The 12,451-nt window shown below is 40.3% G+C and carries 16 protein-coding genes; 2 read left to right on the forward strand and 14 right to left on the reverse strand.

Translation table 11 applies throughout. From position 1 onward, the window contains the following. Nucleotides 1-6: 6 nt before the first annotated feature. Together MHH23_RS14225 and MHH23_RS14230 are read right to left on the reverse strand one after the other, a co-directional pair. Entirely contained in the window at nucleotides 7-1,023 is a 1,017-nt protein-coding gene (locus tag MHH23_RS14225; protein WP_039168677.1) for a thiazole biosynthesis adenylyltransferase ThiF, read from the reverse strand. A 29-nt stretch (nucleotides 1,024-1,052) separates the two neighbouring features. Then, nucleotides 1,053-1,634 (reverse strand): molybdenum cofactor guanylyltransferase, encoded by a 582-nt coding sequence (locus MHH23_RS14230; protein ID WP_268431827.1) that lies wholly within the window; start codon nucleotides 1,632-1,634, stop codon nucleotides 1,053-1,055. 83 nt (nucleotides 1,635-1,717) lie between these two features. Here MHH23_RS14230 and MHH23_RS14235 point away from each other — a divergent pair, with 83 nt between their 5' ends. Continuing rightward, on the forward strand, nucleotides 1,718-2,635 hold the full coding sequence (locus MHH23_RS14235; RefSeq protein WP_008345172.1) for a hypothetical protein: 918 nt from the start codon (nucleotides 1,718-1,720) through the stop codon (nucleotides 2,633-2,635). Between the two features lie 62 nt (nucleotides 2,636-2,697). Here the strand turns inward: MHH23_RS14235 and MHH23_RS14240 are convergent, their stop codons facing one another. The 3 genes from MHH23_RS14240 to ahpA all read right to left on the reverse strand — a co-directional run bounded on the left by MHH23_RS14240 (nucleotide 2,698) and on the right by ahpA (nucleotide 5,038). After that, entirely contained in the window at nucleotides 2,698-3,279 is a 582-nt protein-coding gene (locus MHH23_RS14240) for a Rok-like winged helix domain-containing protein (RefSeq protein ID WP_007498648.1), read from the reverse strand. A 481-nt stretch (nucleotides 3,280-3,760) separates the two neighbouring features. Beyond that, a complete protein-coding gene (locus MHH23_RS14245; protein ID WP_008345174.1) occupies nucleotides 3,761-4,219 on the reverse strand; it encodes a TlpA disulfide reductase family protein in 459 nt (152 codons plus the stop codon). A 276-nt stretch (nucleotides 4,220-4,495) separates the two neighbouring features. After that, on the reverse strand, nucleotides 4,496-5,038 hold the full coding sequence (gene ahpA, locus MHH23_RS14250; RefSeq protein WP_007498654.1) for a biofilm-specific peroxidase AhpA: 543 nt from the start codon (nucleotides 5,036-5,038) through the stop codon (nucleotides 4,496-4,498). A 271-nt stretch (nucleotides 5,039-5,309) separates the two neighbouring features. On the opposite strand from ahpA, the gene MHH23_RS14255 reads away from it, so the two are divergent. After that, entirely contained in the window at nucleotides 5,310-6,119 is an 810-nt protein-coding gene (locus tag MHH23_RS14255; RefSeq protein ID WP_340960146.1) for a mechanosensitive ion channel family protein, read from the forward strand. A 22-nt stretch (nucleotides 6,120-6,141) separates the two neighbouring features. On the opposite strand, the gene MHH23_RS14260 is transcribed toward MHH23_RS14255, so the two are convergent. The 9 genes from MHH23_RS14260 to cbpB form a co-directional block, all read right to left on the reverse strand. Further along, nucleotides 6,142-6,384 carry a YkuS family protein gene (locus tag MHH23_RS14260; protein ID WP_003211408.1) on the reverse strand — a complete coding sequence of 81 codons (243 nt, stop codon included), beginning with the start codon at nucleotides 6,382-6,384 and terminating at the stop codon, nucleotides 6,142-6,144. Nucleotides 6,385-6,434: 50 nt separating this feature from the next. After that, nucleotides 6,435-7,613, reverse strand: a complete 1,179-nt coding sequence (locus MHH23_RS14265) for an N-acetyldiaminopimelate deacetylase (RefSeq protein WP_178897116.1) — start codon at nucleotides 7,611-7,613, stop codon at nucleotides 6,435-6,437. Nucleotides 7,614-7,647: 34 nt separating this feature from the next. Then, nucleotides 7,648-8,358, reverse strand: a complete 711-nt coding sequence (dapD, locus tag MHH23_RS14270; protein WP_008347987.1) for a 2,3,4,5-tetrahydropyridine-2,6-dicarboxylate N-acetyltransferase — start codon at nucleotides 8,356-8,358, stop codon at nucleotides 7,648-7,650. 109 nt (nucleotides 8,359-8,467) lie between these two features. Next, nucleotides 8,468-8,926, reverse strand: a complete 459-nt coding sequence (locus MHH23_RS14275; protein WP_008347989.1) for a flavodoxin — start codon at nucleotides 8,924-8,926, stop codon at nucleotides 8,468-8,470. A 16-nt stretch (nucleotides 8,927-8,942) separates the two neighbouring features. Next, complete coding sequence (locus MHH23_RS14280) at nucleotides 8,943-9,836, reverse strand: WD40/YVTN/BNR-like repeat-containing protein (RefSeq protein WP_045034210.1); 894 nt, start codon at nucleotides 9,834-9,836, stop codon at nucleotides 8,943-8,945. After that, nucleotides 9,826-10,302, reverse strand: coding sequence for a flavodoxin (locus tag MHH23_RS14285; protein WP_008347992.1), 477 nt, complete (start codon nucleotides 10,300-10,302; stop codon nucleotides 9,826-9,828). Before MHH23_RS14285 ends, MHH23_RS14280 begins: the two co-directional genes overlap by 11 nt. Before the next feature lie 190 nt (nucleotides 10,303-10,492). Continuing rightward, the gene (locus MHH23_RS14290; RefSeq protein ID WP_178897118.1) at nucleotides 10,493-10,900 is read right to left on the reverse strand and encodes a DUF4275 family protein; all 408 of its coding nucleotides are present in this window, start codon (nucleotides 10,898-10,900) and stop codon (nucleotides 10,493-10,495) included. Nucleotides 10,901-10,996: 96 nt separating this feature from the next. Continuing rightward, on the reverse strand, nucleotides 10,997-11,878 hold the full coding sequence (locus MHH23_RS14295; protein ID WP_039168691.1) for a LysR family transcriptional regulator: 882 nt from the start codon (nucleotides 11,876-11,878) through the stop codon (nucleotides 10,997-10,999). Nucleotides 11,879-11,974: 96 nt separating this feature from the next. After that, complete coding sequence (gene cbpB, locus MHH23_RS14300; RefSeq protein WP_007498671.1) at nucleotides 11,975-12,418, reverse strand: cyclic-di-AMP-binding protein CbpB; 444 nt, start codon at nucleotides 12,416-12,418, stop codon at nucleotides 11,975-11,977. Nucleotides 12,419-12,451 lie beyond the last annotated feature (33 nt).

A 12,451-nucleotide genomic window follows, 5' to 3' on the forward strand; every position in this document is an offset into this window, starting at 1 on the left:
TCACTCCTATATGCCTAGCAGTCTTGCTAGTAATGAATTGGCTACTTTTTCATCATTTGTCCCATGGATTAATACACGTCCTCCTTTAAAACAAACGATACGGTGTCTTTCATAGCGTATATGAATTAAAAAATCGTTCACTTCCACCTCACAAATAGAGGACAGACGCTCTTTTACATGCTGAAATGAAAGGTTTTCTAAATCCTTCGATATGATTTGAACGGTGTCACGTCCGCAAAGAACCGCTGTTTTTTTGCGCTGTTCCTGTAAATATGGATACGTTCTATTTGTGCCGCAAGAAGGACAGCTCTCCTGCTTCGTACGAGATACATCCATTTTAAACGAAGACGACTGCCACAAATCAAACGTGACAAACTTTCGCTCCATTTGCTCTTCATGCCCTGTTAAATATTTCAATGCCTCTGTTTGCTGATAAGCCGACACCATTTGGACAGCAGGAGAAATAATACCAGCTGTATCACATGTCAAACCCCCAACAGGCACTGAGGTAAACACACATGATAAGCAAGGTGTTTTGCCCGGCAAAATGGTCATATACATTCCCTGACTGCTCACACAGGCACCGTAAATCCAGGGCGTATTTGTTTCTAAAGATAAGTCATTCATCACCATTCTTGTCTCAAAATTATCAGTCGCATCAATGACGATATCTGCCTTTCGGAATAAAGGTCTTAACAGCTCTACTCCTGCATCTTCAATAAGAGCGTGAATGGTCACTTCATGGTTGATCTCTTGGAGACGTTTTTTAGCTGCTGCCGCTTTTGGCACATGCATCTTTGCATCGTATTCAGTGTACAGCTGCTGCCGCTGTAAATTTGAGAATTCGACATAATCACGATCTACAATCGTCAAAGTACCAATTCCTGAACGGACAAGCCCTTCAGCAGACGCTGTTCCAAGTGCACCAGCTCCAACAATAAGGACATGACTTTCGGCAAGCGCAGACTGCCCTTTTTCCCCTACCGGAGGGAACAAGATTTGCCTTGAATATCGCTCGTTCAATATTGTTCTCTCCTCCTCGTTTTTATGTATCATATCATACCGTTTTCAGGTAAATCGCTTCTTTTATTGATATTGTGAAATTCATTTGGTGCCACGTTCAGTTCGTCGGCTGGAACAACCTGGACGTGAAGTTTTTGTAATAAGTCTTTGATAGCTAATTGATTCTCTTTTAAGCACGCAAAAATAAACGGAAGACTGCGGCGGTGATAAAGCGCAAATAACGGCTGTAATCTTTCCTGCACCATCGGGACCACAGCATCTACATGCTCATGGCAATAAGAAGATAAAGCGACGGCTGTCTCTTTTCGTATGAATGGCATATCACATGCCGTCACTAAATACCACTCTGCTTCTTGCTTTTGCATAGCGGTATATATGCCTGCAAGCGGGCCATATCCACGCACCTGTTCATCATCTAACCAAACAGCTTGTTCCCCTCTTGCTTTGAAAAAAGGCAGAAGCTTCGGGTGACTGATGATGATGGTTTCCCCTTTCAAAAGTTGCTCTTTCACATGTTCATATAGTGGTTTCCCCTGATAGACATAACTTGCCTTTGGCTCTCCAAAACGCCTAGAAGCACCTCCGGCTAGTATCACATTCACTATTCTCATCATCTCATCCCCTTTGATATGGTTGTTCTAATCGCACTCATTTCGCATACTTTATTGATAACATGAATAAGGAGGGTCTACCTATGAACCGGCGCCATGCTTCTCCCCTATTCCATGATCTGTCTCAAGAAAATCTATTTTTAAAAGCTGAAACGGCCAAATATCAACAGATGATTTCAGATTTACAGTCCACATATACGTATGCTAAAAACAAGAAGCTATCTCAAGAATATCATGAGATGAAAAAGGATTTCACTCAATTAAAACAACAATTGGATGAAATGACCATTGACCAGGACGAAGCATCATCTAAAATACAGGATCTCTCTTATAGCAAATCGGAATTATTACATAAAATCGTCCTTCTTCATGAAATGCTGCAAAAGGAAACCTATCATAGACGAAAAGAAACAGAGGAAAAGCACCGATTGCATTTGAAGGTTGTAAAATATAAGGAAATGTCTCAGCAACTACAGGAGCGATTACTAGACCAAGATAAACAGCTTGCAAAAGAGGAGAAAAAAGGAAATACTTTATCCGCTGTGATTGAAAAACTGCAACAAACTTTAGGTGATAAAAACGCAGAGCTTCATTTATTACAAGAAGGCGTGCGGCATCTACAGGAGCGTTTTTATGAAACACAAGAAAAATTACTGCAAATCGAAAAAGCAAAAGAAGCCATTTTTTATGAAACACTCACGAGCTACCAAAAACAGTTAGCCGAAAGCGAGGAATGGATCGCTTCTCATTTTGCTGATATCGACCAGTCAGCCCAAACAAATGCCGAGCCGTTCTCACAAGACCCTATTTTGCAAACAACCGAAGAAATAGGACCGATTTTGAAGAAACTAAACGAACAAGTAGAAACGCTCCAGGCAAAAGTTGATGCGGTGCAGCGGAGTGGAGAGGTCATGACAGTGAAGATCGATGGATTTAAAAAACAGCGCGACAACATGCCCAAAGAACGAAAGATTGTCTATACAGTTGATCAAAAAAAGTGATCAGTTCATCACGTACGCAAGAAAAAACTGCTGGCATTTACGCCCAGCAGTTTCTTTTTTATTTATTCGTCTTCTGTTTGAATGTCGCCTTCTAAAATATACTGTCCGCGATAAGGTTTCTTCACTTCTGGGTACATTTTAATTAAGCTTTGCATAAACGTTGTCATATTTGGAATTTCAAGACCGCTCTCTTTTTCAATCTCTTTTTGAAGTTCAGAGCTTTTAATCGCCGCATTATGACGCTTTAATGTTTTGATTGCAGCTTCACGAAGCTTAGCTGCCTTTGATCCAGGTCTAGCTGTGCCTCTTCTGCGTCTTGTAGATCCTTCAGGAATACCTACAGGTGCACCATTTAGCTGACCTGTTCCTAAAGATGATGTAACGTTTGACTGCGTTTGCGCAGGCTGATTGTAGCTTCTCATTTCTTGTGCAGCCAGCTCAGCTAATACAGGCAACGAATCCGTTTTTCTCTCTGTACGCACTTCTTTTTTTGTATCTGTGACGAGACCTGTACCTTGACGGTCTAATTCTCTTAGTTTTGCGTAAATCGCATCTCGTTCAATTTGATACTCACGGATGACCTTTACTTCTGCTTCGTTTAATTGTTCCAATCGTAAACGTAACGCTTCCCTCTCATTAAACAATGGATTTCCCCCTCATCATATAAAAAATATTCTATAGTAAATATTAGATTAGAAAACTAATTTTATCAACTATTTTTTTATCATTTTACAGTTTGCTATCAGATAGGTATTTCCAACTAAAATTTTGCCAAAGAAGAAAAATCGGCACCCATTTCATTGCCACTATAGGCTTTTGACTACCTTTAAAATATTGTAAAAATTTTGAATAAACGCTTATACTACTTGATTTATATAGTTATTTACCAAACTGAAATTTCTTTTGTGCAAAAACGTTCTGAATAGTAAAAAGTTAAAATCTTTACATTTTCATTTCAAAATAAAAATGTAAATAGGTCATAATACCTTTTTGTTTCAGGAAATTTTTTTAATGAAATCCCTCATTTTCTCTTTTCTTAGGCATTCCACCTACAATCATATTCATCCAGTGCAATATGTCTCCTATTTTTCCCCATGAAAAAACCCCCATGAATGGGGGGAAAGCCTATTCTGCAGCCTTTTCAGACTCAGAAAGAACTCGATTGACACGTTTTTCAAGCATTTTCATACCGCTGCCGCCAGCTTGGAAGTGGCGTAAAGCACCTGTTTTATCGAATACATAGTAAGCTGGTACATATTCGTTCTCAAATGCTTCTGTTAATTTATGGTCGCTGTCTACAAAGATTGGCTGTGTGATTTCATGCTCATTTGCAACCTCTTTGATTTTTTCTAGATCTAGGTCATCCTCTGAACGTGGCATATGAACTGCGATCACGTTTAGTTGATCCTTGTATTCATCACGGAATTGGTTCACTTGCGGCATCGCCTCTTTACAAAGGTGACAGCTAACTGACCAGAAGTGGATCAATGTTGGTTTATCACCAATTAATTCTTCTCTTGTTACTTCTCCATTTAACCATTCTTTTGCACCAGTTAGTTCTGGCATTGGTTGACGTAATTTCATTTTGAAGCGCCTCCATCCATTGTATGTCTCGAAACAAAAAGGTCTAACATCAGTTAGACCCCAGCATGTAGACAAACCCTCGCATTCTTTGTCAGTCCTGCGTGCTGATGCTCACAAATGTCACATTCGCTTCGCGCCAGTACTCGTCCTTCCTAGGGCTGCAAAGGTTTTCTATCACGCTGAAAAGAAGACAAAGGGCTAAAATAAAGTTCATTTTAGCCCTTTGTCAACAATCTGAAGGTCTAACATCAGTTAGACTGCTTCTTCAACTATCAATTAAAGTGTTTTTTGACCAGGCTTCCAGTTCGCTGGGCAAAGTCCACCAGTTTGTAATGCTTGAAGAACACGTAGTGTCTCATCTACATCACGACCGATATTGTTGTGGAATACTGTTTGATATTGAAGTTCGCCTTCTGGGTTAATGATGAATAGACCACGAAGTGCAATTCCTTCTTCTTCAATTAAAACACCGTATTCTCTAGATACTGTGTGGTTTGTGTCAGCAGCTAGTGGGTATTTTAATTCTCCAAGACCATTGTCTTTACGATCTGTGTTGATCCAAGCAAGATGCGTATGGATTGTATCAGTAGATACACCGATGATTTCTGCATCTAAATCTTCAAACTCATCATAACGATCGCTCATTGCTGTAATTTCAGTTGGACAAACAAAAGTGAAATCCATTGGATAGAAGAAAAGAACTGTCCATTTGTCATTCTTGATGTTTTCCTCTAAACTCACTTTACCAAATTCCTTATTAGCAAGTACTGCTTCCATTTCAAAACGTGGAGCTTGTTTTCCTACAAAACGCTCTGCCATATGTAAATCCCTCCAAAAATAATATCTTTATACAGACTTCTTAGCTGTATATAAAATGAGAATCAATAGGTTAAATTCTCATTTAGTTAATAACTTCACAAATATAATTATAATACTTAAGCGATTTTTAGTCAATATTAATTAATAATAAATTTAATTAACGATTTGTCACAATCTCTCGCTCCAACTATTAAAAGTTTAACATGACTTGCATAAGGGAACAAATGATTAGCTTCTCATTTCGCACATACATAGAAAGGTTTTGAAGATCATGAAAGCACTTGAACAAGTAGATTGGTTTTCCATCATCATGAACAGCAGTATAATTTTGTTAAAACTAATCGCTATTTTTGTGATTTATTTTATCATCAGAGCGATTGGAAACAAGATGATTAAGCGTGCCTATTCAGCATTCTCTGAAAAGCATGATGTCTCTTTATCACGAGCTCAAACGCTGCAAAGTCTTACCTTAAATATTTTCGCCTACTTGCTGATTTTTATTCTAGTTGTGATGATCCTCGACTTATTTCATTATAACCCAACCGCCTTGCTGGCTGGGGCAGGTGTTGTAGGACTTGCCATTGGATTTGGCGCTCAGGGATTAGTGAGTGATATTGTGACAGGCTTCTTCATACTGCTGGAAAAACAATTTGATGTCGGCGAGTATATAACGGTTGCTGGTTTCGATGGGATCGTTGAACAAATTGGACTGAGAACAACACAGCTTAGAAGCTTTGATGGCACTCTTCATTTCATTCCAAACCGAAGTATACTTAATGTAAGCAATCATTCACGAGGGACGATGCAGGCACTCGTTGATATCGAATTATCCCCAGATGAAAATGTGGATCAGATGATCACCACTTTGCAAGCAGCCTGTGATGAAGTTCGTGAGAGCATGCCGCAAATCATCGAAGGTCCTCAAGTCGTTGGAGTGGAATCATTTGGCTCCTCATCCCTCGTCCTTCGTATCATTGCAAAAACTGAAACGATGGAGCAGTGGCGTGTCGAACGAATTCTGCGCAAAAAAATGAAAGAAGCACTCGATCTAGCCAAAGAGCAAAAAGAACCAGGATCATAAAATCCTGGTTCTTTTGTTTGTTTTATTGAACACGCTGTTCTACTTCTTGACAAATTTCATCAGCCGTCATACCTGACGCTGTAATGACAGATGCCTTTGTCGTTGTGTCTGAAATGCCAAGAACATTTGAATCTAGTCCTGTGACCACATAGCAGTCACACTGATCCATTTGCTGTTCATTTTGAATACGTACGACATCATACCCTTTTTGCTTCAAAAGCTCTTCTACATCGGATAAAGATGGTTCTACACCAATTCTTGTCATAATCAAGAACACCTCCTGTTCATAAGGTGTACAGGAGACCATTTGATTATTCATTCACCTGCTTGCTTTTTAAAATAAGCCGTCATGACGTTCACAGCTGTTTCAATCGCATTTTCGTCAGGAGTCAGCTTGGCATGGTGCAGACCATATTCTGAATCTACCCCTAGCCAAAACATGAACCCAGGATATTTTTTCAGCATGTAGCCGAAATCTTCTCCGGTCATCGCTTCTCTGCATTCAATGACATTCGCAAGCCCTTCTTCTGCTACATATGACATAAAGTCCTCTGTCAAATCCTTTGTATTGTCCACTTCGTAATAAGATGATGGGTATCGAACTGTCGCCTTGCATTCGTAGCCAATTTCAATTCCCTTTGCTAGTGCTTCAATTCGTTTTCTCACCTTTTCCATAGACTCTGGCGAGAGCGTGCGAATGGTTCCATCCAGCTTTGCGTGCTGCGCAATGATATTTTGAGCAGTGCCACCTGTAATCGTGCCAACTGTAATGACGGCACTATCAAGAGGGTCCACATTTCGTGAAATCACCGATTGCAGCTGCCCTACTAGTGCACTTGCAGCCACCACCATATCATTTGCTAAATGAGGGTATGCGGCATGCCCGCCTTTTCCTTCAAGATCGATCACAAGCTCACTCGTATTAGCAAATAATAGGCCCGGCTTTGTTGCAATCGTGCCGACTGGATATTCAGGTGCAATATGCAGCGCAGTAATAAAGTCTGGCGTCCACTTTTTTAGAACATCACTTGTAAGCATTGGTTCAGCTCCGCCTGGCCCTTCTTCTGCCGGTTGGAAAATAAATAGCAGATCTTCTTTGATTGGCTGATGCACGAAATGATCAATGATACCAAGAGCAATGGTCATATGAAGATCATGTCCACATGCATGCATGTGGCCTTCATGTACCGATTGAAATGGGTAGCCCGTTTCTTCAGGGATAGATAATCCGTCCATATCTGCACGATACGCAAAGACGCGCGTAGGATTTGTCCCTTTTACTTTCACAAAAAGTCCAGTCCGCCATGTTTCCATCTCGATTCGATCTGTTGGGTACGATTCGAGATGCTTGATGAGGTAAGCTTGTGTTTTAAATTCCTTAAAACCAAGCTCAGGAATTTGGTGCAAATCTCTTCGAATGGATATTAATTGCTCACGATTTAACAAGTGAACTCGCTTCCTTTCCTCTATACGAATAAGACGTGGATATATCATCCACGTCTATGTCTTCAGCTGCGAATTGTGTCAATTAAAGCTGACGCAGTTCTTGTTTGATTTCAGTTTTACCTTTTGTTTTTTCATCAATGTCTTTGATTTTCTTTGCAGGTGTACCTGCTACAACCGTGTAAGGCTCGACATCGTTCACAACGATCGCTCCAGCTGCTACAACTGCACCTTTTCCAATTGTCACACCTTCTAAAACAACAGCGTTTGCACCGATGACAACATCATCTTCTACTACAACTGGCTTAGCAGAAGGCGGCTCAATAACACCTGCAAGAACAGATCCCGCACCGATATGACAGTTCTTACCTACTGTCGCACGGCCGCCAAGAACAACGTTCATATCAATCATCGTACCTTCACCGATGACTGAACCGATATTAATAGATGCACCCATCATGATGACTGCATTATCGCCAATTTCCACTTGATCACGAATAATTGCACCTGGCTCAATACGTGCTTTGATGTTTTTCAAATCCAACATAGGAATCGCAGAGTTACGACGGTCATTTTCCACGACAACATCTTCAATTTTGTCTTTGTTTGATGCTAGAGCTTCTTGAATTTCGCTCCACTCACCGAAGACAACACCAGTATTACCTGTGATAAATGTTTTTGCATGTTCACCAAATTCAATACCTTCTAAGTCCCCTTTAATGTAGACTTTAACAGGTGTTGATTTTGTACTATTTTGAATAAATGAAATAATTTCATTAGCGTCCATTTGTTTCATGTATGTATGTCCTCCTCTTAATTTATACTTCATTACTGTACCAAAGGAGAGTTTTAATGACAAGTGAAAGAATTACTTGCGCCTTGGCAAATAAAACAAGCGGGCCTCTTTATCCCGCTTCTTGCTGGTGAAGATGAACAAATTGTCTACCAAAAGAAATCAATTCCTCTTCCTCGTTTCCTTCTGGATTCAGCTCAATTTTGATGGATGGTAGGACGATATCACCGCCCAGCTCCTTCACTTTTTCTTCAATTAAATCCACAGCTCCGCAAAAATGTTCATAAGATGTATCTCCAGAACCGAATACAGCAAATGCTTTACCCGTCAAATCAAGCTCTTCCATTTCCTCATATAGATCAATAAAATCATCTGGAAGATCACCATCTCCCCAAGTATATGCACCTAACAGAATGTGCGAGTAATCATGAAGAAGTTCAGCATCAATATCCATCGCTTCATGCCGGTCCACGCTAGCCCCAGCTTCCTTTAATCCTTTTTCGATTAAATCAGCCATTGCTTCTGTATTTCCTGACATTGTGGCATACACCAATAAAACTTTTTTCGTCACTTTTTCTTCCTCCTTATTAATGAATCAGTGCAGGTTCCTCATAAGGCCTGACAAACTTACTTTCATATAAACCCGCACAAAAAAAATTCTCCTTTTGATTGGCGACACGAAAACCGTGCCCTTTGATCGTATCAAACCACTTGAGCTCTTTTTGCTCTATATCAAGCTGATACACCTTAGAAAATCCATGCTCATCCTGTGAGGTGGTCACGTACACAATGCCGTTATCCTCTGACACATCCAAAAATGATTCCTCTCGCGCAAAAGCTTGTGATTGAATATCATGCAGCATATTTGTATGTAAGTCTAAAATTTGAACAGACCCTCTTTTCCCTTTTTTAGAGCCCAACGCACAGACAAGGAGGTGTTCCCTGCAAAGCAGCATAGAAGCAGTCATTCGGTGCTCTTCTCTGTTTAGGAGAAAAATCTGTTCACTTTGCAAGTCATACACCCATATTCCTCCATGCACCTCATGAATCTGCGTTCCAATATAAAGATAATCACCGGCTACACATAATGAACGAATCACAGGGGGCTGATTCACATGAGCAAACGGCTTCATAATTTCCCAGGAAATTCCGAAATCGGTTGACACATAAATACTATGCTTTCCATGTGCGCATACAAACCCATCTTTGCGTCCTGTAATAGACCAAACAACTGCATTTGTTGGAAAAGATGATAGCGCCCATGTGTGGCCCTCATCTCCTGATCGTATGACAGTTCCATTTTCACCAACTCCGAACAAATACGGACCAATATAACTGATAGCGTGGATTTTATGCTTGAGCTTAAAAAGCTGCTGCCATCCGCCCTCCACACTGTAATGAAAAATACCTTCTCGTTTGACAGCAACAAAGTAGCCGCCACTTTTAGACGCAGCAACAGCTGTCGCACCTTTATGAAACATGATTTTCAACTCTTTTCTCAGACAATGATGCCCACGTTAAAAAGCTTGTTGCAAACTCCTCACAGCACGCCACATCTTCATCTGTATCTGGCGCAAGTTCCATTTTCAATGTTTCAGGAAATACGGATGCACCTGTCGATTTCAGCATGTCATGAAAGGTATGAACAGCCTCGCAAAACTTCGGATAACTGTAATCGCCTGATCCAAATACCGCCGCTTTGATGTGACTAAGTTCAAGTGCTGAGACCTCTTCATAAAAATCTTCAGCTTCATAAGGTAAATCACCGTCCCCCCATGTATAAGAGCCGATCATGACATAATCGTATGAAGAAAGATCTTCTGCACTTGTGTCGTCAAATTCCATCATCTCTGTCTCTATCCCTTTTCCTTCAAGCGTTTGTTTTAAGATCGCTGCCATGTCTTCCGTATTGCCAGACATACTCGCAAATGCAATTAGTGCTTTCATCTATTGGTCACCTCATCTAAATGATAATCATTTTCAATTATTATATGTACACTTTAAATGATAATGATTTTCATTGTCAAATGTTTTATGAAAAGGTGCTGTTCAAAATAAACATGACGTACATCAAAAAACCGCTCATTCCAATTGGAAGGCGGCTATAATTGATCGTGACCCTATGTCACTCGTTTTTTTATTTCTGAATAAAATATGGACCGCAATCGGATTCGTGCGTCATCACAAATGTCCAATTTTCTTCCCAATCCATGACATACAGATCGCTATAGTCCATGTGTCCGTCTGTATACGGCAGTTCCTTCACTGACAGGTCATCGGCGTTTTCAAACAGATACGCTTCTTGAGTAAATTGATAAAAAATAGTACATGTATGCTTTGATTGCTGATGAAAGGCGTTTATCGCTGCCTCTTTTTCAAGGCATTCAACTTTTTCCCAGCTGCATAAGTGCCATAGGAAGCCATCCATCCCTATCTCTTTTTGTTCTTCTAAAGAAAGATGACTTGCAAAACGTCCACGCCATCTCTCGCGTAAATAAGTTCCCCACTTCGGTATATCCATCTTCTTTTTTTGTTGATTTCTCATCATTTCTTCCAGCTTTCTGCTTTTTCAGTAGATAAATCTATTAGAAACCTAATCAAACCACTTATCCTAAAAAAGCACCTCCTCTTCTAGAAGTACTTACACTGCCTCACTTTCAAGCATTTCTTTCACCACACCAACAAATGCTTGAACTTGTTTTAACTGAAAAGAGGCTTCATATCCTAACAGCCACGTGTCACGTCCGATTTGCTCTCCATTTGCGTCTACGAGCGGGGTTTTGTGTACGCTTTTCTCATGATCATATAAGGTGACCGAAGGCAAAATGGCGTAGCCGATACCGTGATAGGCCATTTGTTTACATGTCTCAATCTGGTCCACAAGAATCGTCTGTTTTGGCGACACTTTAAACTTTTGATGCCACCAGTGCTGAATTTCTTGATAATAGGTGCTATCACTTTTAAATTGAATAAACGGGCGTTCTGTCTCAATTAACTCATCCACGTCCTTGATGACAGAATCGACTAAATATAAATGATCGGTCATTAAGTATTCCTTTGTGCCCTTCCAATCAGGATTCCCGCGAATGATGCCAATATGGACATGGTCTTCATACAGACTTTTAAGCATCTCACTGCTCCAGCCTGTCACAAGAGATACTTTGGCATTTGGGTATTTCTCGACATACCGCTTCAGCACCTTTGGCAGCCAGTGCTGACCAATAATGGACGCAACGGCAAGCTTGAGTGTACCGTGAATTTCTCCTTCAAGCTCGTCAATTCTCTCTCGCACTCGATCCTGCTCAGTCGTGACCTCTTTGGCGAATTGAATAATCTGTTCGCCAGCTGAAGTGACTGTCAAGCCTTTTTGTGAACGAAAAAAGATTTTGGTTCCCCACTCTTTTTCAATCGTTTGCAGCCTTTGAGATAAGGCAGGCTGAGAGACAAAGAGCCGCTCTGAAGCCTTTCTCATATTCAATTCCTCACTAAGTACAACAAGCATATGTAACTCTTGAAGCTGCATGAACGCCCTCCTTCTCTTGATAAGTTTTTCTTATTTTATATAGTCATTATATAAATAATAGCTTATGAAGGCAAAAAAAATAAGCTGGGCTACAGCTCATTTTTTTGCGGAATGAATGACTTCATTTAAGCGCTTTAATACAACACGCCGAGTGAAAATTCCTTCGAATACTTGCTCTTCATTTTCCACACAAACAAATCCATTATTCGTCACAGCGTGAACGCCTTTTAAAACAGGATCCGTCGTTTTCAGTCTTGGAATATCTGATAGCATGACCTCTTCTACCTTCAATTGGTCGAGCTTTTCAAATTCAATTCGTTCTAAGCCAAAGATTTTATCCATGATCATATTTGTTCCAATTAACCCATGAAGGTGATAAGAAGCATCCAGAACAGGTATCGCTGTATATCCTGTTTTTGTCAGGACCAATAGGGCGTGCTCAAGATTATTTCCAATTTGAACGTGTGCCACTTTATCTGCATCAATCATATGCTCAGCTACTGTTGACTCAAGTAATTGAGCCGGTTCTATCTCTATCATGTTTCTTCGACCCCTTTTCTCTCAATCATCAAT

It is taken from the genome of Bacillus sp. FSL K6-3458, assembly GCF_038005045.1.
Lineage (GTDB): Bacteria > Bacillota > Bacilli > Bacillales > Bacillaceae > Bacillus > Bacillus altitudinis.

Bases quoted from the DNA above. Each gene is read 5' to 3' on its own strand.
- MHH23_RS14235 (WP_008345172.1), top strand. From the start codon at position 1,718: ATGAACCGGCGCCATGCTTCTCCCCTATTCCATGATCTGTCTCAAGAA.
- MHH23_RS14245 (WP_008345174.1), bottom strand. From the start codon at position 4,219: ATGAAATTACGTCAACCAATGCCAGAACTAACTGGTGCAAAAGAATGG.
- cbpB (WP_007498671.1), bottom strand. From the start codon at position 12,418: ATGATAGAGATAGAACCGGCTCAATTACTTGAGTCAACAGTAGCTGAG.
- MHH23_RS14290 (WP_178897118.1), bottom strand. From the start codon at position 10,900: ATGAGAAATCAACAAAAAAAGAAGATGGATATACCGAAGTGGGGAACT.
- MHH23_RS14230 (WP_268431827.1), bottom strand. From the start codon at position 1,634: ATGAGAATAGTGAATGTGATACTAGCCGGAGGTGCTTCTAGGCGTTTT.
- MHH23_RS14285 (WP_008347992.1), bottom strand. From the start codon at position 10,302: ATGAAAGCACTAATTGCATTTGCGAGTATGTCTGGCAATACGGAAGAC.
- dapD (WP_008347987.1), bottom strand. From the start codon at position 8,358: ATGAAACAAATGGACGCTAATGAAATTATTTCATTTATTCAAAATAGT.
- MHH23_RS14255 (WP_340960146.1), top strand. From the start codon at position 5,310: ATGAAAGCACTTGAACAAGTAGATTGGTTTTCCATCATCATGAACAGC.
- ahpA (WP_007498654.1), bottom strand. From the start codon at position 5,038: ATGGCAGAGCGTTTTGTAGGAAAACAAGCTCCACGTTTTGAAATGGAA.
- MHH23_RS14260 (WP_003211408.1), bottom strand. From the start codon at position 6,384: ATGACAAGAATTGGTGTAGAACCATCTTTATCCGATGTAGAAGAGCTT.
- MHH23_RS14295 (WP_039168691.1), bottom strand. From the start codon at position 11,878: ATGCAGCTTCAAGAGTTACATATGCTTGTTGTACTTAGTGAGGAATTG.
- MHH23_RS14265 (WP_178897116.1), bottom strand. From the start codon at position 7,613: ATGATATATCCACGTCTTATTCGTATAGAGGAAAGGAAGCGAGTTCAC.
- MHH23_RS14280 (WP_045034210.1), bottom strand. From the start codon at position 9,836: ATGTTTCATAAAGGTGCGACAGCTGTTGCTGCGTCTAAAAGTGGCGGC.